2 pseudogenes are annotated in these 366 nt (G+C 63.4%); both read right to left on the minus strand.

The features are described from left to right. Nucleotides 1–208: pseudogene (locus BKH32_RS14250) on the minus strand (tetratricopeptide repeat protein); the annotation flags it as partial. Nucleotides 209–235: 27 nt separating this feature from the next. Beyond that, nucleotides 236–346, minus strand: a pseudogene (locus BKH32_RS14690) (hypothetical protein); the annotation flags it as partial. Nucleotides 347–366 lie beyond the last annotated feature (20 nt).

Below are 366 nucleotides of genomic sequence, written 5' to 3' on the forward strand. Positions count from 1 at the left end.
TCAACGCTCCGGCCAGTTTGGGCGTGCAGACCATCGGCGTCGCCTCCGCCAATTCCCGATACAGACCCACGGCCTCCTGGGACACCTCAAGAGCCTCACCCGAACGCCCCAACCCCGACAAAAAGGCAGCCAGGTCATTCAACGCTCCGGCCAGGGCGGGCGTGTATATCTCCGAAGAGACCCGCGCCAGTTCCCGATACAGACCCACGGCCTCCTGAGCCGTCTCCAAAGCCTCACCCCCACGTCCCACCTCCAACAACCTGTTAGACAGGTTGTTCAACGATCTCGCCAGGCCGGGCGTGTATATCTCCGAAGAGACCCGCGCCAGTTCCCGATACAGACCCACGGCCTCCTGAGCCGCCTCCA

The organism is Actinomyces oris (assembly GCF_001929375.1).
Classification (GTDB): domain Bacteria; phylum Actinomycetota; class Actinomycetes; order Actinomycetales; family Actinomycetaceae; genus Actinomyces; species Actinomyces oris_B.